The 21445-nt window shown below is 42.6% G+C and carries 17 protein-coding genes; 11 read left to right on the forward strand and 6 right to left on the reverse strand.

Annotated features, from left to right (window positions below):
* The first annotated feature begins 216 nt into the window (after nt 1–216).
* The 9 genes from ACJJIQ_RS03815 (at nt 217) to ACJJIQ_RS03855 (ending at nt 10477) form a co-directional block, all read left to right on the forward strand.
* Nucleotides 217–1158, forward strand: coding sequence for an IS1595 family transposase (locus ACJJIQ_RS03815; RefSeq protein ID WP_445362153.1), 942 nt, complete (start codon nt 217–219; stop codon nt 1156–1158).
* A gap of 1142 nt (nt 1159–2300) precedes the next feature.
* The gene (locus ACJJIQ_RS03820; protein WP_445363755.1) at nt 2301–3272 is read left to right on the forward strand and encodes a GlxA family transcriptional regulator; all 972 of its coding nucleotides are present in this window, start codon (nt 2301–2303) and stop codon (nt 3270–3272) included.
* A gap of 1088 nt (nt 3273–4360) precedes the next feature.
* The gene (locus ACJJIQ_RS03825) at nt 4361–4846 is read left to right on the forward strand and encodes a hotdog fold domain-containing protein (protein ID WP_444941164.1); all 486 of its coding nucleotides are present in this window, start codon (nt 4361–4363) and stop codon (nt 4844–4846) included.
* 167 nt (nt 4847–5013) lie between these two features.
* Nucleotides 5014–5481: a hypothetical protein gene (locus tag ACJJIQ_RS03830; RefSeq protein ID WP_444941165.1), complete on the forward strand. Its 468-nt coding sequence runs from the start codon at nt 5014–5016 to the stop codon at nt 5479–5481.
* Nucleotides 5482–5584: 103 nt separating this feature from the next.
* Nucleotides 5585–5983, forward strand: coding sequence for an MAPEG family protein (locus ACJJIQ_RS03835; protein ID WP_444914306.1), 399 nt, complete (start codon nt 5585–5587; stop codon nt 5981–5983).
* 215 nt (nt 5984–6198) lie between these two features.
* Nucleotides 6199–6597 carry a BlaI/MecI/CopY family transcriptional regulator gene (locus tag ACJJIQ_RS03840; protein WP_445363756.1) on the forward strand — a complete coding sequence of 133 codons (399 nt, stop codon included), beginning with the start codon at nt 6199–6201 and terminating at the stop codon, nt 6595–6597.
* A gap of 3 nt (nt 6598–6600) precedes the next feature.
* Complete coding sequence (locus ACJJIQ_RS03845; RefSeq protein ID WP_444941167.1) at nt 6601–8088, forward strand: M56 family metallopeptidase; 1488 nt, start codon at nt 6601–6603, stop codon at nt 8086–8088.
* A 9-nt stretch (nt 8089–8097) separates the two neighbouring features.
* On the forward strand, nt 8098–9477 hold the full coding sequence (locus ACJJIQ_RS03850) for a M23 family metallopeptidase (protein ID WP_445363757.1): 1380 nt from the start codon (nt 8098–8100) through the stop codon (nt 9475–9477).
* Nucleotides 9478–9607: 130 nt separating this feature from the next.
* The gene (locus ACJJIQ_RS03855; RefSeq protein ID WP_445363758.1) at nt 9608–10477 is read left to right on the forward strand and encodes an alpha/beta hydrolase; all 870 of its coding nucleotides are present in this window, start codon (nt 9608–9610) and stop codon (nt 10475–10477) included.
* 68 nt (nt 10478–10545) lie between these two features.
* Here ACJJIQ_RS03855 and ACJJIQ_RS03860 read toward each other — a convergent pair whose 3' ends face one another.
* The 6 genes from ACJJIQ_RS03860 to ACJJIQ_RS03885 form a co-directional block, all read right to left on the reverse strand.
* Nucleotides 10546–11133 (reverse strand): endonuclease dU, encoded by a 588-nt coding sequence (locus tag ACJJIQ_RS03860; protein ID WP_444893254.1) that lies wholly within the window; start codon nt 11131–11133, stop codon nt 10546–10548.
* Nucleotides 11133–11693: a DUF1415 domain-containing protein gene (locus ACJJIQ_RS03865; protein WP_413662718.1), complete on the reverse strand. Its 561-nt coding sequence runs from the start codon at nt 11691–11693 to the stop codon at nt 11133–11135. The genes ACJJIQ_RS03860 and ACJJIQ_RS03865 overlap by 1 nt, the downstream gene beginning before the upstream one ends.
* An 8-nt stretch (nt 11694–11701) precedes the next feature.
* Entirely contained in the window at nt 11702–12235 is a 534-nt protein-coding gene (locus ACJJIQ_RS03870; RefSeq protein WP_413662717.1) for a DUF2058 domain-containing protein, read from the reverse strand.
* 134 nt (nt 12236–12369) lie between these two features.
* Complete coding sequence (locus tag ACJJIQ_RS03875; RefSeq protein WP_413662716.1) at nt 12370–13464, reverse strand: PaaI family thioesterase; 1095 nt, start codon at nt 13462–13464, stop codon at nt 12370–12372.
* A 123-nt stretch (nt 13465–13587) separates the two neighbouring features.
* On the reverse strand, nt 13588–15057 hold the full coding sequence (locus tag ACJJIQ_RS03880; RefSeq protein ID WP_445363759.1) for an alpha/beta fold hydrolase: 1470 nt from the start codon (nt 15055–15057) through the stop codon (nt 13588–13590).
* A gap of 840 nt (nt 15058–15897) precedes the next feature.
* Nucleotides 15898–16185, reverse strand: a complete 288-nt coding sequence (locus tag ACJJIQ_RS03885; RefSeq protein ID WP_445363760.1) for an alpha/beta hydrolase-fold protein — start codon at nt 16183–16185, stop codon at nt 15898–15900.
* 1189 nt (nt 16186–17374) lie between these two features.
* On the opposite strand from ACJJIQ_RS03885, the gene ACJJIQ_RS03890 reads away from it, so the two are divergent.
* On the forward strand, nt 17375–17890 hold the full coding sequence (locus tag ACJJIQ_RS03890; protein WP_444907717.1) for an RNA polymerase sigma factor: 516 nt from the start codon (nt 17375–17377) through the stop codon (nt 17888–17890).
* A 318-nt stretch (nt 17891–18208) separates the two neighbouring features.
* Nucleotides 18209–21196 (forward strand): TonB-dependent receptor, encoded by a 2988-nt coding sequence (locus ACJJIQ_RS03895; protein WP_445363761.1) that lies wholly within the window; start codon nt 18209–18211, stop codon nt 21194–21196.
* Nucleotides 21197–21445 lie beyond the last annotated feature (249 nt).

Below are 21445 nucleotides of genomic sequence, written 5' to 3' on the forward strand. Positions count from 1 at the left end.
TATAGGGGGTTAACTCGAAAGCTTGAATACGTTAATTTACGTAAGTTTTTACAGCAGTATTGCATTTTGAGATAAATCATATTCAGTGCTTCTTTACATGAAGACAAGTTGCTGTCCTTTTTAGCTTATATAAGTCTACCTAATTACCACTCTTGCTAAGTTATGCGTAACTGTATATAAATACAGCTATCTCGTTGATCTGCAAGGGAATACGCCATGGCTCGCAACAAGGTACAGTTTCAGAAGGGTATTAGTTTGACCCAATTCCTCAAAATGTACGGCAGCGAGGAACAGTGCTTCGATGCACTGTCGCAGTGGCGTTGGCCCAATGGCTTTAGTTGTCCTCACTGCGGGCATGACAAGCATTGCGACCTCGCTTATCGCAAGCTTAAGCAATGTAACCATTGTCGGCGTCAGACATCGATTACCTCTCGTACAATTTTTGACTCCACGAAGCTCCCCCTCACCACCTGGTTTCTCGGTATTTTCCTGATTACTCAGGATAAGAAGGGCATTTCCTCTATGGAGCTATCTCGACATCTAGGTATCTCTTACAACGCAGCATGGCGTATGAAGCAGAAACTCATGCAAGTGATGATGGAGCGAGACCAACGATACAAACTGTCCGGTTTTATTGAACTAGATGATGCCTATCTCGGTGGTGAGCGTACTGGATGCAAGCCCGGGCGCGGAGCCAAGGGTAAAACTCCCTTTGTGGCGGCCGTTGAAACAACCAAGGAGGGACGCCCAACCCGTATTAAGCTCTCAATTATCAAGGGCTTCAAAAGCAGTGAAATTTCAACCTGGAGTAAAAAGTACCTTTGCAGTGGCAGCACAGTCATCTCAGATGGTCTTCCATGCTTCAATGCCATTAAGGAGGCCGGTTGTGTACATGACAAAATTGTTTGTGGTGGTGGCCGAGCTTCTGTTGAAGAGCCTGAGTTCTATTGGGTAAATACAGTACTTGGTAATTTAAAGAGTGCGCTACGTAGCACTTACCATGCTATTAGGCCGAAATATGCACAGCGCTATTTGGCAGAATTTCAATATCGCTTTAATCGGAGGTTTGATTTGTCGGCACTCATTCCAAGATTGATTTACGTCTCTCTTCGGACACCACCGATGCCAGAAAGGTTGCTAAAAATTGGCTTAGCATAAGTGGTAATTAGGTAAGTCTATGCGGGTTAAATTGCTAGATAGGGCTTTCGGCAACATAAAGGGCAATAGCTTTAGTGTGTTATTTTCCATAAATAATGAAAACTCACTTTCTGAAGTCTTGGCTATCCTGCCAAGGTTGTCGGTAGTCATTGCTTATCCGCCCTGGAAGTAGCAGATTACCATGCGTAGCCTGAAGCCTATCTATATTTAATAACCCTCGAAAGTCCCAGCTATGGGGCTCAGCACCCAACCGACTGTAACAATATGTTAGAGAGCTTACTAAGCCTGAGGTTATTTGAGTCGATAAATTATTTAAATTTCTATGAGATCATCAATATTTTGATGCTCATATGAGCGAATAAGTAAGTGGTACGACGGTGCACTTCTTGCGGGCTTTTAGGTCGTTATACGATAGAGCGAAGGCTTTAGGCGATAAATGTGAGTTTCTTTTGTTTCTTGCCTTGAATCAATTCATATTAGCTGAGATGAATCGGACTTTAGATATTTACAGCTCCTTTTATTAGGAATGATTATCTTTTTCCTTTAATGGCGTTAGGTCTTTGAAGTGGCTCTTCTGTTGATGTGGCTGGGTAGTGTTTCTTTGTTGTAATTATTGGCCGCAATCAAAGTTTATTTGGCAGGATGCAGGGCTGTTTCATATGCGACTATATATTCCGAAAAAAAATATCGTTATTACTTTACAGAATAGAAAAAGCTGGTACCTTAGGGTCAGGATTGCTTAATTATACAGGATTAACAGTTTGTGATATTGGTTCTGAAGGTGCCTTATTAAATAGCATTTTTATGTATATGGATGATGAGAGTATGGCTGATGGATAGTGTGTTTGCCTGTAGTCTCTAATTGGGGTAAGAATCATCGTGTGATCAATTCTCACTATTGGGTAGTAGCCACCTGGTATATTACTCAGATCAAGTGAAGAATTAACTTATTAGTAGTGTTTCCAGTTAATCTGGATTTTATTTAGGTTTTATTCAGCTTCCGCTATGGCGTTTTTTCACCTTCCTCTAAGGTGGTTGGGCTACCCAAGATAGTATTCCTGAAGTTTCTTTTAATAAGTTAGTAATCCGCACAGTGATTTTTGAGTTTGGTATATAGTTTTACGCTTATTCTGCAATTTAAAATGAACTGTAAAAAGAAAGTATCTATCGTATTTTACTCTGGGGCACACTCATTAGATGTAATGGGGCCCGCAGAAGTGTTTTCGCTGGCAAATCAGCAGCTAAAGGATAGGGGCTTTAGTTGTGATGATCAGTATGAGGTTGAATTCTTAGCCGAAGATGGAGATACCAAGGAAATCTCATCAGGTTTAAGGATATGCTCAGATAGATGTTTTACTGATTCAAGAGGAATTCATACTCTCCTTGTGAGCGGTAATCTTAATGCTGCTGATGATTTGAATATCAGTGAATGTTTGAGTAGATGGCTTTCTCTTCAGTCTGGTTTAGTTAAGCGTATAGGCTCTATTGGCAATGGAGCTCTGATTCTCGCAAAAGTAGGTTTGCTAAATGGTCGGCGTGCCACTACCCATTGGAGATATATTGATCAGCTGAAGAGATTCCCAGAAGTGGATGTCGATTCAGAGTCTGTATTTGTCAAAGATGATCATATATATACTTCTGCAGGTGTTAGTGCGGGGGTTGATATGGCTTTGGCAATGGTAGAGGATGATTTTGGTCGGGGTATTGCTTTAGCTGTTGCTCAATTAATGGTCTTATATCTCAAGAGAGATGGAGATCATAAACAGAGTAGCACTTATCTTATGAGCCAGTTAAAGAGTGATCGTTTTTTAGAGCTGGTGCAATGGATTCATAGTAATTTGGATAAAACTTTATGCGTTAATAGTCTCGCGGAAAAGACATCTATGAGCCCGAGAAACTTTGCTCGCTGCTTTACTCGGGATATGGGAGTAACTCCAGGTCGATTCGTTGAGAAAATTCGCATTGAAAAGGTTTGCCAGCTTTTAGCAACTCAAGCGTTAACTCAGGAGCGTATAGCTACTATCTGTGGTTTTAAGTCTCAAGAGCAGCTTAGAAGGGCATTTCGCCGAAATAAGGGTATGTTGCCGAGGGAATACCGTCGAAAGTTGTCGTGAGATAATTTATGGGACAGTCTATTCGGTAGGGCTGTCTCATTTTTAGAAAAGATATTTTTATCCTTGGATGCAAATATAAATAACATTTTCTGTTAGAGATTTTTGTTCTTCTTACCTAATTCTTGCTTGTCTTTCCTTTTGTGGACGCCTCCACTAGATTTACATCTGGGAAAAAATCTTTTAGCTGGCTTTTTATTCTTACTCGATAATTTACACAGCTTGATTCTCTCCATTATATAACCTTGCTAGGGTTGATTGAGTCGCTCCCATGAATAGGAATTAATTTGTTGTGTTAACTAGAAGCTCCAATTTTCACGGGTAGACTGCGAGCTTCTCGGTCTCTATTAGGACCAGGCCGGTAGCAATTGGTAAGTGATATAGCATAAAATCATATCCCGATATATATAGGTGTGGCGAAAAAATAGTGATAGATTTGCGGCTAAATAAAATTAGACCCATGAACGGAAGCCCTTTAGTGGTGTAGATATTCTGGGAATCTAATATTGTTGGTGCGTTGTGGGAGTCGCGATCATACCCTTCGCAATATTAAATTTCTGAAAAATTTATAATGTACCCTTAATTATGGTGGATATATTGAAAGTTAGATGTCTTAGAAATGGGAAAAGCAGGTGCTGCAGCGAGAAGTATAGTTAGAATTTAATCTAAGATTTCTGGCCTGACAATTTCCGATATCTAATCTTCAGTATTAATTGACATATAATTAGCTACTCAGTCTAAGCTTTTCTATAAAAGATTGCCTGAGAGAATTTTTTGGACATCAAAAACAATCTTTCAATGTGCGCAGTAGCGATTGCCATTTAGTATGCCTCTCAGCTTGCAGATATACTTACTTTACCTATTAATGGATATGCTTTTAGGGAATACAAATTATTAGCTTTAGCCCTATTAGTTGCACTCGCTTATGAACCAAACCTCCTCTTGGGCATTTCTGCGCTTGGAATAGCCCATGTCAATAAAACTGATAGATCTGATTATCCTGGACTACCGGAAGTTGATATATAGTGGCCTAAATAGCTTAAGACCGCCCATATAGAGTGGCGGTTCGATGTATAGGATGGAGAGGTAAGATGGACTATCAATCTTCTAAAAGCCCAGTACTTAATCTTTGGGGGCGATTTGGCGGCTCGGCATTGGGCCGCTGGCTGGTGTCTAAATTAGTGGCACTTAAGGCACCGTATTTTCGTTCAATCAAGCCACGTTTCCTGGAATTATCACCGGGTAAAGTGGAGGTTTTACTGAATAAGCGTTGGAGCGTGACAAATCATATCGGTACTGTACATGCTATCGCTATGTGTAACGCCGCTGAATTAGCTGGCGGTGTTTGTTTGGATGTGTCTTTGGATCGACGCTTTCGCTGGATACCAGTAGGGATGGAAGTCAAGTACTTAAAGATGGCGAAGACTAATCTGCGAGCCGTTTGTGAGTATCCAGGGTTTAAAACCATTGAGACTGGCGATGTTGTTATGCCTGTGAGCGTTATTGATACTAATGGAGAGGAAGTATTTCATGCCGATATTACCATGCGTGTATCAGAGCGCCCCAACGCGAAGTAGTAGAGTTGTCATTTGAGGTCAACTCTTGGTGTATTTTCAAGGGGAATTGCCTTACTTTGAGCTTGAATATGGAGAAGAGTATGCAGGCTGGGAGGGGATGAAGTGTGCTCTACTCATAAATCTCGTAGAATATTTCTTTGTTCAGTCTTGATGTATTTGGAGGGTTTATGAGATTGGCTTGGCAGATAGAAAAGTCGACATGCCTCTTTGGTGGTGAAAATAAAACTGCTACGGAGCATGAGTTACACCGATCGGAAAGTACTGCCTTGGCGAATAATGATATTTATCAGGACCTTTCCGAGGTATTACAGCTCGCAATTTCCAAGCTTGATGAAAATGTAAGTGATACTTCTCTGTACTTCCTGATTAGTTGGGAGTCTGTATCTGCTTCTATGACTGTATCTGTAGTTGATGATAGTCGGAGCAATGACTCTAAAGTAGTTGTGCACTGTCACTTTGCTGGACTGGCTTCCCAATATGATGCTGAGCCGAAGAGGCAGGAAGCTTTGGTTAAATGGTCGGATGAACTTAGGTTTTGGTGTAAAGAGTATTTATCTACTGATCAAGGTTTTTCACAGTTTTCTCTGGTTGCATTGTTCGCGGCAGGCTCCAGAGATACTGCTGTGATTCTTTAAAATGTAGCTGAAAATGATGCTTATATAGTGTGAACAACTAGGGCGGGGAGGCGAGGCTTAAAATGCCTTCCCTGTACAAATAACATAGAAAATGGAGATTTCTATGAATGTTTACTATTTGTGTATTGGGCTCTTAGCGGCATTATCCCTTCTGCTCGGCGCCTTGGTTACTGTTGGGCGCGGTAAGTATGAGGTTTTAGTTGGGCATTCTTTCGACCCCGATAATACCCTGCACAAATGGGTAAGGGCCCATGCAAATACAGCAGAATATGCTCCCCTTTTGATGGTACTTATTTACTTAGTGAGCTTAGGGCAGTCTTCTACCTGGGTTTGGTGGTTTGTTATTCTGCTGACCGCTTGTCGATTTCTTTTTGTTGCAGGCATCTTATTTCCCTCCACTATGGCAAAGCCTAACCCAATGCGCTTCTTGGGTGCCGTAGGCACTTATATCTTTGGATTGGGGCTTTGCTTGGCGCTGGTGCAGCAAGCCCTGAGGCTTTGAGTTGGTTGCAAGCGCTTTCAAACCTTATATTGGTTGGTGCTTAAACTGATCAAAATCGATTGGTCTATCGATAGCTTTTAACTTTTTGCCAGCCGGCAAGAACTGTTTACGATCTTGGCTGTATAAAAAACAACCTTACAAGTTTCCCTGCAGGGTGGTTGACCGAATGCGACACTTGTCGCACACTAGCCCTGACTGTCACACGGGAAGATAAAATGAAAAAGGTAAAACCGTCCCCATCAGAACTTGCGCTGTTGAAAGCCCTTTGGAGGCGAGAACCGCTGAGTGCCAGAGAGTTACATGATCGGGTGGGACCTGAATTGGGTTGGTCATACTCCTCTACTCGAAAGACACTAGATCGGATGCGGGATAAGTCGTTTGTGGCTCAATCTGAGATCCATGGAATCCATGTTTATAGCCCTGCGATTGAGAAGGTGGAAACTTTGGCGTCATATGCAAGAGATTTCGCTGAAAGAGTATTAGAGCTTGATGGTCCCTTTCCTGTGTCGATGTTTGCCGGCAGTAAGTTAATGAGTGATAAAGATATCGAGGAGCTTCAGGCAGTACTCGATTCCTGGCCTGACTCTGAGCCGGTCAGCAAGGATGGTGAATAGGCTATGGCCGAGATAGTCTCTACAGTTCTACCATTTGCACTGGATTTTCTAGCTACTTCTTTCTTCTCAATATTGTGGGCGGGGTTGGTTTTTATTGTTATTTGGCTGGCAACAGCTAGAAATAAAGACAGCTTTAATGCGATATACCATTGGCGAAGTTTCTGGTTGTGTGCAATGGTTGCTGCCGGTTCCCCATTTTTTCTTGCGCAATTGAGCGACCAGTTAACGTTGGGTATTGCTCCGGATCTGAATTTTGAATTACCGCCAGCTTATGAGGCTACCTCTATACCACCAATTAACATAGTTCTGCATGAGTATGTATCGACCTCTTTGAGTTCTGTTGAATTACTGGCTTTTCTTTGGTTGCTTATATATCTGTCCGGGGTGTTTTTTACCTTATCTAAAGTGGTAGTGAGTCAGTTTTTCTATGGCAAGAAATTGCGTTTAATAGCAAATAATAAGCTTTCTGTTGTTAAATTTGACCAGTTTTTTACTTCATCTCAAAGTGATTTTCTAATCGGAAGTAAGACTCAGGTGTTTATAACACACTCAACGATTACACCATTTGTGATGCAGCTATTCAGTCGTAAATTGGTGCTTCCCTCCTATATTTTATCAATGAATGAAACGGAGCGTCATCTAATCATTGAGCATGAAATTATGCACTTGAAAAGGCTTGACCCCTTGTTGATTCTGATTGTGCATATATTTACTTGCATCCTATGGTTCAATCCCTTCTTAGGTTGGATGAAGTCTCGATTCAGCTGGGCGATAGAGTTGGGGTGCGATCGCGAAGTTCTAAAGTCATGTAAGCGAGAATTGCACCGTGTTTATGCACAAGCAATGATTGACGCTCTTCGACGGAACTCTTCACAAAGAACAAGTGACTGGGTTGTAGCTTTCTCTTTCTCTGGTGGTACGAGTCAGGCTCCTTTTTTCCGACGCAGACTTTTGAATATTATGGAAGCCTCAAGGGCGGGGTCTAATAATGGCGAATTAGGTGTCTATTTACGCGCTATGCTGTTCTGCAGTTTTTCAACCATTTTAATACTCGGAGGGCTACTGTTAAAACCGGGATTAACAATGGCTTCAGTGGAGATTACCAAATTGACAGTCCCGGTTGAGAGTGCCCGTATTAGTAGCCCTTTTGGTGATTTCAGTAAAATTCGCAAAAAACCCCATGAAGGTACTGACTTTGCGGCACCGATTGGTACTCCGGTGGTATCAGCTGAAAGTGGTGTTGTAATAGTCTCTACTGATGATTATAAGCATAAAAATTATGGGAAAATCATAATTATTGACCATGGTAATAATACGAAAACTCTGTACTCCCATTTAAATCAGCGGGAGGTTGAGGCAGGGCAGTCAGTACGTGCCGGCCAAGCGATAGGAACTGTGGGTATATCAGGGCGTGTAACAGGACCACATCTTCACTTTGAACTTATCAAAGAAGGCAAGCGAATCAACCCAGACACTTTGCTTGCGAAGTAAGGGGGGAGTGTGATTTATTACTTAAGAAAAGTAGGGTTACCTGTGAGGCGATTAACTATTTTCTTTCTGATCGATATCTGGAGGATGGCTTTGTTGCTGGTTCTTTTATCGATTCAATCACTGGCGATAGCAGGGCCGTTATTGGAAAACCATTCCAATGTTAAATCGGTACAATATGATTTATCTTTTACATTGCCCCTACTCAATGATCTATCCTTGGTACATCAAGATGAAGGGATGCAGCGTAGGGAGGTGGCCCCTCCATATAGAGTTGAGGAAGAATATCTAGAGCGCACAAAAAAAGTTCAACTAGCTAAAAACCAAGGGGTTTTATCACTATTGGTGGATAGTGGAGTCGATCGTGCAGAAGCGTATAAAATAATTCAGGCTTTGTCGGAACATGTCAATGTCAGTATCCTACCAGTTGGTAAGGAATTTAACTTAACAATAGATACCACTGGAAAGCTTAATAAGCTTACCTTGGTTGTTGGCTTTGCAGAGAGTTTGGAGTTGGTTAGACATGGAGACAATTATAGAACTAGTCAATTTGAATCTCCTGTCGATGCCAGGAAATACTACGTTAAAGGTGAAATTTCGGGCAGTTTATACCAAAGTGGAAAAGAGTCTGGCCTATCTAATTCTGTGCTCACAAAACTAAATGAAATATTTAGTTATTCCGTAGATTTTCAACGGCAGATTCGAGCAGGTGATCAATTCTCTGTTTTCTATGATACCTTGTTCAATAGCCAAACTGGAAAGGAAAAACTAAATAGAATTTTATTTGCTGAGCTTATTCTTAGTGGAGAAAAGATAAGTTTATATCGGTTTTCTACTGAGGGACCTCAGGGGGTGGATTATTTTTACCCTGATGGCCAAGGCTCTAGAGGGTTTCTAATGCGTACTCCGTTAGAGAATGCAAGGTTGTCATCTTATTTTGGGCGCCGCAAGCACCCAGTCCTAGGGTATACCCGAGTACATAAAGGTTTGGACTTTGGAGCCCCTTTGGGCACGCCGATATTGGCTGCAGGTGATGGTATTATTGAGCGAGCTTCTTATTTTGGTAGTTTCGGCAACTATATTCGTATTCGCCATGGCTCCGGGATAAAGACTATTTATGCGCACCTTAAGGGGTACGCGAAAGGAATTAGTAAAGGGGGAAGAGTAAAACAAGGGCAGGTAATCGGTTACCTTGGCGCTACAGGTCGTGTGCAGGGGCGTCACTTGCACTATGAGATTCATAAAAATGGTACGGCTGTTGATCCATTAAGGCTTGACCTCCCTATTAGTAAGGGGCTGGTAGGAGATTCTTTAAATCAATTTTCTCAACAGGTTCAAAAGATTCAAGATGAATTGATAAAGTACGCTCAACAAAATCAGTTTGATTCATAATTAAGCTTTTTTTTATCTTTTTTATTTCTCTCTCACCTTATTATATTCAGGGTTTAACTGACTTACATTTTTGTTGGTAGCGAATTTTTTCTTAAAGCAATATTGAGTATAAAATTAAACTAGGTTAAATATGATTAGAGCTATTCTGCTGATAGCCATTCTGGTGCTGTCTAATTCACTAATTGCAAAGCCCCTCATTACCAAGGTTTCTGAATCTTTTGAGTTAAGTGGATCTAAAATATACACAGTTGACTCTGATATTCTCAAACGCAAATACGACTTGTACGTGAAGTTACCATCAGGTTACTCGAACGATGACAATAAAAATAAGACCTACCCGATAATTTACCTTAATGATGGGCCTCATACATTTAAGGTTGCCTCGGGTGTTACACACTTTAAGGATATGGATAAAGCCATCGTAGTTGCTATTTCATTCGCTCACGGAGAAAACGGGCAGTATAGTCGAGTTCGAGATCTCACGCCCGTAGTCGATAGTGGGTGGAAGCGTTATACAACTGGTGGAGCCAGTAAGTACTTACAGTTTATTGAAAAAGAAGTAATGCCCTTTATTGAGGGGAGCTTTAGGGGGGATCCCACACGTAGGATTCTTTCAGGTCATTCATTGGGTGGATCTTTTGGTGCTTGGGTATTACTTACCAATCCACAGTTGTTTTCCACTTATATCCTGACAAGTCCTTCTCTTTGGTTTAAGGATGAAATGATCTTTGATTTGGAGAATAAATATGCAAGCCATAACAACACACTGCCTGTAAACGTCTATATTGCCACTGGCGCTTTGGAGACAATACAAAAGAGCCACATGCGTAATGATATGATAGATGGGCATAAGAGATTTCTTGCTAAATTACAGTCGCGTAATTATCGTGGATTAAAGCTTAGTGGAGAGGTGGTGAGCGGTACGGACCACTATTCCACTTTCCCGGTGGGCTTGGCAAAAGGTTTAAGGTGGGTATATCAGGATTTGTGGGCAATATAATAATTTTCGCGGTAAAAGAAGAGCTATAGCTGCCCGCGACAAATGGTAGATCTGTTATGCTATTGGAATTATGCGCGTTTGCCACTTTGTCCGGTCATTACTGCCGCGCCAATCATATGGGCTAAACGTAGAGCTTCAGGGACATACCCAGTGTCAGTGGTTTGCTCTAACACCTGGGCGGCAATCTCCGGTTCACATCCCTGCACTTGAAAATGGAAGTTATTGTAGTTATGGATACTCCCAGCTTTCATCAGGGTTTCTTTACGCAGTAGATAGTCAGGAAAATTTTGCAGCGCTTTATCAATGGCTTGAATGTCTGGTGGTTTTCGCATTAAGGCGATACAAGGGCGCTGTAAGATATCGGCCAGCTTGGGTAGATCAATAATATTGAAACCACCCACTGCTACTCCATCGGTCAATACGACATTTACCTGGCTGTAGAATTTACTTTCTTTCAGCAGTGTGGCAAGTGTTTCTGTAGCTTCCATCCCATCTTTGCTTACCTGCCCCCAAAGCATTCCCTCAAAGCGAGTTTTGGTGCAGACAATACCGCTTACTTTTACCGGCGCGCCCCTTCGTTTTTCAAAAGGGGCGTCATCAAAACCGATAACTCGGATCTGCTTCCTTAATCGTAATAATTCTGCCAGAGGCTTCATTATTTCTTGTTGCCCTGAAGAAATAAGTAGGGAAATAACTTTAGTTTTTCCTCATGGCTTAATGATTCCATACGACGGATATTATTTTCTGGAATACTCTCTGGATCTGGATATAGATCTATCATTTTTTCCAGGTTTTCTTCTCTCAGCAGGTGTAAGATAGGATAGGGTGCGCGATTAGTTAGGTTTTCCGCATCGGCGGCTGCAGTGCCAGCAAATTGATAATCTGGGTGGAAGCTGGCTAATTGATAGGTGCCTACATAGTCGTTGCGTTCCAGTAACCACTCTGCTAAATCCAGGAACTGGTTGTAGTCGCTGAATTTCCCTAGGTGATTAGGGATAATCAATAAGGTGGTAAGCAATTCAGATTCCGAAGTGGTATCGAGCCGACGTAATTCCGACAATAGATCACTGAGTAGCGCCTCGTCTCCTGTGGCAGGACTCACCTTGAGTCGAATTTGCCCTGCACGCAGAGGTTTGCGTGCGAAAGGGCAGAGGTTGAGACCGACAACCACATCAGTAAGCCATTGTTCTACCGCCTGAGTAACAGCTTTTTCCATTTGACTGCTTACCACATAAGATCATCGGGGATCTGAAAGTCTGCATAGGGATCATCTTCATCTACCACTGCTGAACTTTCAGCAGGCCTGATTACGATATCGCTATTGCGCTCCGCAATTTTCTCGGCAATAACCCGTGGAACCAACTCAAATTGTTCTCCCTGGACAACAATCATCAGGCGCCCCGCAATTAAGTGATCCCTTAATTCTTCGCTGACATAGATGGTTTTGATTTTTTTGTCGAAAGTGAAGTTATAAGTAATTTCACCAGAATAAGGTTGGCGATTTTTTTCCACCAATTGCTTGATTTGCGCGGCAATAGCTTTCTGCTGTGCAGCCGCATCGCGCTCAGCATTGAGGGCGCGATCACGAGCGGCTTTCTCTGCTTGAGCCTTTTGTGCTGCTAGCTTTGTTTCATCAATCTGGGGTTGTGAAGACTTCTTCGCAACTTTCTGTTGCTTCCGTTTATCTTTGCTGATTTGTTTGGCTTTCTTTTTATCGACAAGTCCTGCTTGGAGTAGTTGGTCTTGCAATGAGGCCATAGTCTCTTCCCCGTGAAAGTCTAAAGTTTCGGCAGCCTTTACAGGTATGCCTGATCAAATTTTCACCAACCATATGGGTTGATAGTTTGTGAGGGTATTTTACCTGAAGACGGTCCAACTACCGCTAAAGATTTTTATGGTGTCCAAGGCTTACCGGAGGTAGCAGTTGCGATGATTTCATCGGGTTCCTTGCCGTCACTCAGCATTTGAGCACCCCCTGGAATTACCAGGGCTGAGCCAGTAGCAATAGCCACCCGCTTGCCACTGGGAGTATCAATGTTACAAGAGGATACCCTCAGCTGCCGGCCGCGGTGGAGTACCTGTGCCTCCAGAATCAAGTCGCCACTGTTGAGCTTGGCTGGGCGAGCAAAGCGGATATGCATGTCCAGAGTAGCGAATATAGATCCTGCAGGCAGTGTGGAGTAGACCGCGCCTCCCATGGTGAAATCTGCGGCCCATGCCAAAAGTCCACCATATATAGAAAGGGTCCCATTGGAGAACCAGGGAGAGGAGGGCATAGTCGAGATACAGCGACCATTTTCAACCTCTATAGCGCGGTAACCTGTGAGCATCCAGATAGGGTGAGTTCGCCCCTCACTAATCGTGGTTCTCTGCAATTCGATAGGGACTTGCTCCGGTAAGTGTGCCATGTCGCAAAAGAACGTTTTTGGAGGAGGGCGAAGATAAGGGTCAGGTGTATCTGTTGGTCCTAGGTCGGGAATTGGAAGCTCCTGATCTGGGTTGACTGGAAAGTCGGCAATAAGGCAGCGAGTGCTACCGAAAGCGAGGGTTCTCCCCTCCTGATCGTTAATCTGAATACTTGAGAGCCCCACCTGGTTGCCTGAATGAACGGTCGTAGCTCTACCAACAATATTTTGTGTACTGCTAGTGATGGGTCGAATAAAGCACATATTTAATTCTGATGTGCTCAAGACTTTACCAGCGGGCAAGGTTGTCCATATTGCGGAGGCCAAGGGGGCGTCTGCAAACATGGCATAGATCCCCCCCCAATAGATCCCGGTCCCATCAGCTAGCCACGGCGTAATAGGCATAGAATAGGTGGCCTTACCAAGGCCGGCCTCGGTGGGAGTCATACCCGTTAGTCGCCAAAAAGGGGGCCCGGGTAAGCTGCCGCGAATGTAACGTTTAAAGGTGTCGAGACCAGGTTGCTGCAACGCCCTGAGGTCACAGATGGCACCACGATGGACTTCGTCGGTGATATTGGTCATCCCCCAGCCTCCAGTTGCTTCTAGGACAAGGGTAATGTGAGGGTTTGTTGGATGCGAAAAAGGGAGAAAGCTGCGGAAGAGTCTTTTACCCTAACAGCGCAGCTATCGATCGGCGGATACTGGTTATGGAGCTAAGTTGGGTAGTTTGGCTACGATATGGGTATTCGGGATAGGCTGCCCTTCCATGAATAGGTTTATCGCATCCTGGACTTCAGGGGAAGCCATTAATAAATTATGCCCTGCATTTTCGACTGTTATTTTAGTGGCGTTTTTGAACCCTGAAATGGCTTCATATTGACCTTCCAGGTAAGTTCTTCCGTCCAAGGTCCCGCTAAATAGTAATACCGGAATATTGCTGACTGGCTTTTCCCGAAATTTATCCCCAAGATCCAACTCTGGCGCTAAATTATCGTAGTGCAGAGAGAAATTTAGGTAGTCTTTCAGTAGAGATTTTTGTGCCTGTTCTACAACCTGTGCTTTACGCTTCATATCAATTCCAGAGGCTATATCCATCGCCGTAGGCATCGGGCGCAGGGATATGGGTATGCCTGGTTGCAGAAATTCATCGGGGAAGTAACGTCTGGGCACCTTGTCGAAACTTAATGTAGCTCCTTGGTCCAAATCGCGATAAAACCTGAGTAGATGGCTGACACTTTTAGGGTCCGCAATGAATGCCGAGGCTAGTTGTTGCATATCCCTACGCTGTAGGAGGGATTCGACTTCCCTGCCATCCCGTTGAGGGATTTTAATTTTCAATGGTTGTGACTCAAGTTTTTTATGGACTCGGCTTATAAGTGCTTTAATATCTGGATAGGCTTTTTTTGCTGCGGGTTGCTGATTGACTGCCTGTTGTAGACGGTTTAGATAGTAATCTGTTCGGGCGGGCAGCTTGATGGTTTGGTCCAAACCCTCTGCACTGGATAAAATTAGCTTACCAATAGAACCTTCGATCTCCTTTACCGCTGCCAAAGAGAGATGGCTTCCATAAGATGTTCCCCACAATACTATTTTCTCTGCACCCAAATGGCTCCGTATGGCATCAAGATCTCGGGCATTTTCGAGAGTATTATAGGCATTTAGGTTTACACCACTAAGTTCCCAAAAATGTAAGCACTCTTTTAGGGCTTTGCGGTGGTAGTTGATATACTGGGTATCGGTGATTGGTTCAAGGGAAGGTACAATTTGCTTGGATTCACAATTGGGAAGGTCATTGGAACGGCCGCTACCACGTTGATCTAATGCGATAACATCACCAAATTGTCGCAACGCCATAAACATATCAAAGCGATAGTTAACGGCCGTAATTCCTGAGCCACCAGGGCCGCCTGCTAGGTAGATTATTGGTGGGCCCACTTTCTTTCCTGTTGCAGGAAACCTTACATATTGGAGGGTGATATTACGGCTATCTTTCTTAGTGCGATCTTCTGGTACCTCAATAAAGCCTTGATAGCCCTCTGCAGTTTGTTTGCTCCATGTAGTAAAGGTGTGCGGTTTTTCATTGTTAATGGACTTTGCTGATCCGCTGACAGGGCTCAGTGATAGCATTATTATTAGCGGAGCGAAAAGATGTGCTTTTTTGGCATTATTTTTCATTGTTTCGATACTTCCTTATTGTCGAACTTAGGCGAATGTTATTGTTTTAGATTGGGCTCTTATTTTCAAGTGGATAAAAAGTTTATTCGAGAGCTCATGGGGCTTTTCTCGATATAGATACCCCGTGAATATCGGTAATATAAGCTATTAACCTCTCACTAGGGATTTCGGTTTAATTAGGCTGTCAGACAGAAGTCCGAAAAATAGTAGGTGGATGTTTAAACCCCAGTACTAATGGGCTTATGGGGTCCGTGCAAGGTTATAATCAATGACAGGCAATATTGCAACTCTATGAAAGCTAGCTTTCCTTAAATTCACTATTTAGCAATTAAGCTCTTGCTCTAAAATAACTAAAAAATGGTTCTACGCCTGGGGTGGCAAGTGTTCAGGTATTATGGGTTGTTATATAAAATCATTATGCTCAGATTCATGGGGCGCCTCTGATGTAGATATTTTACCTGAAGTAGGGTGTCTGAGAGCGAATCGTATGGCGATTTGAAATTCATCATCCCTAGATAATAGCTTTGGTAAAGTGAGGCTATAGTGTCAATGAAAAAATGCCAGCTATAACAATAAGGATAGCCTTTTTATCTTTGGTTTGTTCATCACGCCTATGAGATTTTTATAAATTTTAGTGGTTGTATATCGTTGATATAAAAGACCTTTGTATTGATAAAACTGTCATCTAGTAGTTCATATTATTATTGCTCTTACATTCTCGTTCTGTATAGCAAGCCAAGTCCTAAATGGCAGTAGTTGGAAATGAAGTGCCATGATTTGCTTCTGGAATAATGAGCAGTCGGGGGCTTATCTCTAGCCTTCTTCAATGACTAATTTTCTTTAGGGCTGCCTCGCTCCCCTTACCATGTCGTTGCGAATTTGGCTTTTTTCTGGAGTTTCTATGGCACCAACTCCAATAAACACCTTTCGGTGATTAGAGCTGAAAGTAGCTTTCATATTAAAGATTCTTGCACGATCGTGCCACACCGATAGACTGCTGAGTATATAGTTATCAAAGCTGCTTAGCCTGGTAAGCAACATATATATGCCAAATAGCCCGCCTAGAGAGTGCCCTATAAACGTGTGTCCACTGTCAGATAGGCGATGTGATCTTGCTAGGAGGGGCAAAATGACGTCATGAATAAAAGTGGCATACTCATAGGCCTTGCCAGTTAAATATTTCCAGTTTTTATCGCTGATGGGGGTAAAGTCCCGAATACGGCTGGCATGATTTTTGACCCTTTTGAGTAAGATAGTCCAACTAAAATGACTTCCTGCAATTTGCCAAAATCCATCGGCACTTGAGTTGTACCTGAAGTGGCCTGAAAGGCTGAGTCTGCATCTGTCATAAGCACTAAAGGATATCGTTAGTCGAGGGTACTTTCGTAACTCTTAGGTAACTTAACGTAAAGTGAATAGGACCTAGTACTGATAGGATCTTTAACTCCAGGCTGCTGCTTCGAGGAATTTGGAACGGTGAGATGTCTGCGTTCACTGAAAGTGAAGGGGCTGAACAAAGGCTGAGAGTGCAAAACAAGGTTGCTTAGGGCCCTCTCAGGGCTTTAGCACGGGTAAAACGCTTGTACTTTTTGTATAGTGGCTTGACAGGCTCTATAAACGAAAGTGTCATTTTCTTTCCCAGTTGCGACTATGCCGGCGTGAACAAAAAGTCAGGAAAGTACTCTAGCATATAGAAATGATTCATCTTGAAAACTGTTCGCATAAGATTTATTCAAAAGATAGCAATTTTTTTTGTAATAAGATAAAGAGTATGAAGCTCTCAATGTTTCTGTGGAAGTGTAAAAATCTACTTTACTACTACAAAAACGGAAGAAGTAAGTAATTCTATTTTTATATTTCGTAATGTAACTTTTTCATATCTACAATTATCCAAGTACTTGTTCCATTTTCCCCTCTTTTATTTTCCCTCCTTTTGAAGGTTAATAGTCTACGATTTGATTAGCCTTTAGGCGCTGAAGTTCATAGTAATACCTCTCTATGCTTGTAATTTAGGCGTTACTTTTTTCCAGTCACTGGAGGTGGTCGTTTATCGTATGTTTTTTGTCTACTTTCTGTGTTTTTAGGGGAAGTTAACTTTAGTAAAACTAAAGACTTATATTGGTTTAGCTAGTTGATACTCGATTTTGAAAATAAGGCTGGTTTTGTACTACAAAAATAATTTGACCAAAAAATAATTGATCGATGGTTTGTTTTGTTCATTGTCTCTAGAGAGCCTCTGTAAGTTGTACTAAGTATTGCAAAATTCTCCAGAAGCTCAGGGAAACCGGTCGGTCACACGAGATGGTTCACTAGAAAAATGGAAAACTTTTATCAGGATGATGTGACGCAGTGGGTTGGTGAGTATGGATTGGATTTGAAACGTTACTTTTCTTCCCGAGTTAATCTATCTGATGTTGATGATCTAGTTCAGGAGGTTTTTATTCAGTTATATATTCGTATCAAAAAGTATGGAGGGCAAATCGAAAACCCAAGAATTTACATTTATGCCATGGCAAGAAATCTTTTGATTAGTCATGGTAGGCGTCAAAAGTCTAGGTGTGGAGGGTTACATGACTCTATTGATCACAAAGTCGACATCCCTTACATGATTAGTCCGGAACGGACGGTGATGGGAATACAGGCTTATACCCGAGTGCTGGAAGCTATTTTAGGATTGCCGCCAAGAGCTGGTACAGCTTTTCGCTATCATCGCTTTGAGGGAATGACTTATCAAGCAATTGCGGAGCAAATGGGAATCTCTAAGGATTCGGTTAAAGAATTAATACAACGTGCTTTGACAAAGGTTAGGCAGGTGGCAGAGGAAGCCCCTTGATGGCGCAAAATAGGTCATATTGTGCTGTAGGTTGTGACCTTCTTTCGAGTAGATGTCTAACGGAGCAATAAGCTCAACTAGAAATTTTTTGGTGAGTGATTCTGCTAGCGCTACGCTAGAGTTTTGGTTTTTTAGTTCTAACTGTTACAGCTTTCGAAATATTTAGTTAATAATTCTGCTTTAGCCCCCAGAAAATCAAATTTATTTTTTATCCCCCCTTTCTTTTAGCTCTCGCGTCTTAAGTATTGTTAAACCTGAAATAGGTTTATATCAGGTCAATAACCCAATAATACCGACAATAAAGAGAGACGTAGTGTGATGATGAAACCTGTCAAAAAGAAAACATTGATTGCACAAGCGATTTATCAATCTGGACATTCATGCCAAATTACTCCCTGGTACAGCTCCATTGTTGCCTCTCTGGCAATTGCAGTTGTTCCTACCATTTCCAGCGCCCAGGAGAGTGAAGAAAGCAAACACCCAAGACAGGCGATTGAGGAGATCACGGTTACTGCGCAGAAGATTGAAGAGAGTATTCAAGATGTACCCATTGCAGTATCTGCACTCAGTGGCGACAGTATGGATGACCTTAAGATTGAGCGGGGGGAGGAGTTGCTACGAGCTGTCCCAAATACCAATTTTTCCAAATCCAACTTCAGCACCTATAACTTCTCTATTCGCGGTATAGGCACTAAAGCTGTGTCTGCTGCTTCAGACCCGGCGGTTGCTGTGAGCTTTAACAATGCTCCTTTAATTCGCAATCGATTATTTGAGCAAGAATTCTTTGATGTGCAACGGGTTGAAGTCTTGCGTGGCCCCCAAGGTACACTTTATGGCCGCAATGCGACAGCTGGTGTAGTTAATATGCTGCCAATTATGCCTGGAGATGAGTTTGCTTCTGAGATCAAGGCGGAGGTGGGCAGTTATAACACCAAACGCGCCAGCGGAATGTTTAATATGCCATTGGGGGACACCATGGCGTTGCGTCTCTCCGGTGCCATGACTAAGCGTGATGGTTTTGACTACAACACTTATACCGGTAACGATGTTAATGACCGCGATCTATATTCTACTCGTGCAATCTTTGAGTGGGAGCCCAGTGAATCCTTTAGTGCCAATTTAATATGGCAGCACTTTGAAGAAGATGATCGGCGCTCACGCACGGGCAAGCAACTTTGTACAAAAGATCCAGGCCGAACACATATTGGTGATACTGAACTAACAGGCTTTACGCCAGTGTTTTTTAGTCAGGGTTGTCTGCCTAGCTCGATTTATAGTGATGACGCTTACAGCGCACCCAATGCCCAGGGTTTTGCGAGCGTCTTGGCTACCGGATTAATTATCGCTAGCTATGGTCAGGTAATTGACTGGTTTACTGACCCTTATGCGAATTCAACACAGTCGCGTGATCTTCGTAAAATTGAAACCAGTTATGATCCGGTATTTCGCGCAGAGAATGACTTAGTGCAACTGAACTTCGAATGGGGCCTGACAGACTCTCTCACATTTTACTCTCAGTCGACTTATGCTAAGGACGATTACTATTCATCCCAAGATTATAATCGTTATGTTTCGGATCCAATCTTTAATGATGGGGGTAATTTAGAACCTACACCGGGGGGAGTTTTTACTGATCCACAGTTGGGACCCTCTGAAGGACTGTTGGCGGTTGATATTAGTCGATCAGATAATAAACAGTGGAGCCAGGAATTCCGATTGCAGACATCTTTCGATGGTCCTTGGAATTTTTCAGTGGGCACAAACTATTTAGACTTTAAAACCCAAGATGACTATTTTGTATTCAATAATATATTTAGTATGGTGGCGCAATATCTATATAATGCCGACCGCGATGAAAATTTCAACTTAGTATTTCAAAACTGTACTGATCCAGAAGTAAATGTTGGTTCAGATTGTATTTATGTTGACCCTAACTCGATAGAAAACATTGATGAGGAAGGACATAACTATTTCTTGAGCCGAAATTTGGTGGAAGTTAATTCTTGGGCATTATTTGGTGAAACTTATTGGCAAATTAATGATGATGTAAAGCTAACTACCGGCCTTCGCTATACAAATGATCGCAAGCGCTCTACTCCGGTACCCAGTCAGCTATTGTTAGGTACTTTTTATGATCCGGTAACGGGGGAAGTCTCCTCCGGTGAAGTCTCCGGGGGGCTTGTCCATCGAGGCTATCCGGAAGGTGATCCGGTTACGCAGAACTGGAAGGAGTACACCGGGCGTGCAGTTTTGGACTGGAGAACGGATCTGCCTTTTACGGATGAAACTATGCTCTATATGTCCTTTGCCCACGGCTACAAAGGTGGTGGTACTAACCCTCCCCGAGCCGAGGTTGATCCAGCAATAGTACAGTTTCAGCCCCTGGAAGATTCTTTTGAGCCGGAGTTTGTCAACGCAATTGAGTTTGGCAGTAAGAACATACTTTTCGATGGTAGCTTATCGCTTAATGCTAGTGCCTTTTACTACGATTATACCGACTATCAAGTCTCTCAAATTGTTGACAGAATTTCTCTCAATGAGAATTTTGATGCGGAAACTATGGGGCTTGAGCTTGAGCTGGCTTGGCAGCTTACAGATGCAACACGAATAGATATGAATTTAGGGTACCTAAAAACCCGAATTGCAGACGGAGAGGAATCTGTTGACGTGATGGATCGTACTCAGGGCAATGAAGATTGGGTACTGGTTCGTCCTAGCATCCAGGTGCCGTCTAACTGTATTGCACCTGTGGATTTAGTTGAAACGGTTATGGCAGCGCCTAATATTTTCGCTATTTGGTCGCTTTGTGCGGGTTCCGCCCAGTATGGTTCATTCTCTCCAGAAATCGAAGTCTCGGATGCATTGCGCCATGATATCAATTATGGAGTTGATTCCTACAACCCGCTAACCGATGCACCTAATGGGGGGCGTGGTTTTGCTGCTGATTTAAGTGGAAATGAGTTACCCAACGCACCACGTTTCACCGTTAATTTCGGAGTGGAACATACGATTCCTATTGAAAATTGGGATTTAACTCTACGAGCAGATTACTACCGTCAGTCGGAAAGTTATGCTCGTGTATATAATACTGAGTATGATCGTTTGAAGGCTTGGAGTAATCTCAATGCTTCAGTTAGCCTCAGCAATCCTGACTCTGATCTATATATGCAGCTCTACGTGAAGAATATTTTTGATGATGCGCCTATCACTGATATGTTCACTAATAGTGATGATTCAGGTCTTACTACTAATGTGTTTACATTAGAGCCTCGTATTGTTGGCTTAAGTGTTAGTAAAGGGTTTTGATTAATCCGGTGAAATCTGTGATTCATTGTTTAGATTTGATTGAATGAATATGTAGGTTGGTGAGAGGATTTCTTGCCAACCTATTTTTGCATTTTTATAGATGTCTTCTGAGGTCTAGCGGGCTTGGCTTTAGGGGCGCTGCCAGTTTTCGTACTGCATATGAGTTTTGGGTTACAAAAGTAGTCATTGATTATTGTTGGCAGGTATATAAATTAACTGTTTCCGTAATGCTAGTGTTGTTAGCATCTA

The organism is Microbulbifer maximicatervae (SeqCode) (assembly GCF_052468295.1).

What these genes read in the sequence shown, in the direction of transcription:
- ACJJIQ_RS03815 (WP_445362153.1), top strand. Translation starts at nt 217, where the DNA reads ATGGCTCGCAACAAGGTACAGTTTCAGAAGGGTATTAGTTTGACCCAA.
- ACJJIQ_RS03820 (WP_445363755.1), top strand. Translation starts at nt 2,301, where the DNA reads ATGAACTGTAAAAAGAAAGTATCTATCGTATTTTACTCTGGGGCACAC.
- ACJJIQ_RS03825 (WP_444941164.1), top strand. Translation starts at nt 4,361, where the DNA reads ATGGACTATCAATCTTCTAAAAGCCCAGTACTTAATCTTTGGGGGCGA.
- ACJJIQ_RS03830 (WP_444941165.1), top strand. Translation starts at nt 5,014, where the DNA reads ATGAGATTGGCTTGGCAGATAGAAAAGTCGACATGCCTCTTTGGTGGT.
- ACJJIQ_RS03835 (WP_444914306.1), top strand. Translation starts at nt 5,585, where the DNA reads ATGAATGTTTACTATTTGTGTATTGGGCTCTTAGCGGCATTATCCCTT.
- ACJJIQ_RS03840 (WP_445363756.1), top strand. Translation starts at nt 6,199, where the DNA reads ATGAAAAAGGTAAAACCGTCCCCATCAGAACTTGCGCTGTTGAAAGCC.
- ACJJIQ_RS03845 (WP_444941167.1), top strand. Translation starts at nt 6,601, where the DNA reads ATGGCCGAGATAGTCTCTACAGTTCTACCATTTGCACTGGATTTTCTA.
- ACJJIQ_RS03855 (WP_445363758.1), top strand. Translation starts at nt 9,608, where the DNA reads ATGATTAGAGCTATTCTGCTGATAGCCATTCTGGTGCTGTCTAATTCA.
- ACJJIQ_RS03860 (WP_444893254.1), bottom strand. Translation starts at nt 11,133, where the DNA reads ATGAAGCCTCTGGCAGAATTATTACGATTAAGGAAGCAGATCCGAGTT.
- ACJJIQ_RS03865 (WP_413662718.1), bottom strand. Translation starts at nt 11,693, where the DNA reads ATGGAAAAAGCTGTTACTCAGGCGGTAGAACAATGGCTTACTGATGTG.
- ACJJIQ_RS03870 (WP_413662717.1), bottom strand. Translation starts at nt 12,235, where the DNA reads ATGGCCTCATTGCAAGACCAACTACTCCAAGCAGGACTTGTCGATAAA.
- ACJJIQ_RS03875 (WP_413662716.1), bottom strand. Translation starts at nt 13,464, where the DNA reads ATGACCAATATCACCGACGAAGTCCATCGTGGTGCCATCTGTGACCTC.
- ACJJIQ_RS03880 (WP_445363759.1), bottom strand. Translation starts at nt 15,057, where the DNA reads ATGAAAAATAATGCCAAAAAAGCACATCTTTTCGCTCCGCTAATAATA.
- ACJJIQ_RS03890 (WP_444907717.1), top strand. Translation starts at nt 17,375, where the DNA reads ATGGAAAACTTTTATCAGGATGATGTGACGCAGTGGGTTGGTGAGTAT.
- ACJJIQ_RS03895 (WP_445363761.1), top strand. Translation starts at nt 18,209, where the DNA reads ATGATGAAACCTGTCAAAAAGAAAACATTGATTGCACAAGCGATTTAT.